General features: G+C 57.9%; 1 pseudogene. It reads right to left on the reverse strand.

The window, feature by feature from the left end:
• Nucleotides 1-204: 204 nt before the first annotated feature.
• A pseudogene (locus C1I92_RS35185) lies at nucleotides 205-428 on the reverse strand (hypothetical protein); the annotation flags it as partial.

Below are 428 nucleotides of genomic sequence, written 5' to 3' on the forward strand. Positions count from 1 at the left end.
GTGGGGCCGCGAGCTGTCTCCAGTTTCAGGCTGGACGCTGATTACTCGCGACTGCTTGAATCAACATCGGGAGCCGTCCTCGAAACCAGCCAGCACCTCGGGATCGGTGAGCAAATGAATCTGTGGAAACGCATCGCCCACGCTATGCACTGCACGCCTTGTCCGGGCAGTCAGTGAACGAGTGGGCGGTGCAGCGACCATCGTCTACTTCAGGACGAAACGAACACTTTGACCGGACATGTCGCCGAGTTTGACCAAGGCAACAGCTTTTGCGCCGGCTTGGATCTTGAAGGTCCCTTGGGCACGCAACTGGTTACCTCCGGCTGGCAGCAACTTGACTTCGATCTTGTCTGATGCGGACAGGAGCGTTACGGTAGCCGACGCATTCCGGGTATCGACAGGCTGATCGTGATCAGTCACGTAGAGGC

Origin of the sequence: Jiangella anatolica (assembly GCF_003236295.1) — a bacterium.
GTDB lineage: Bacteria > Actinomycetota > Actinomycetes > Jiangellales > Jiangellaceae > Jiangella > Jiangella anatolica.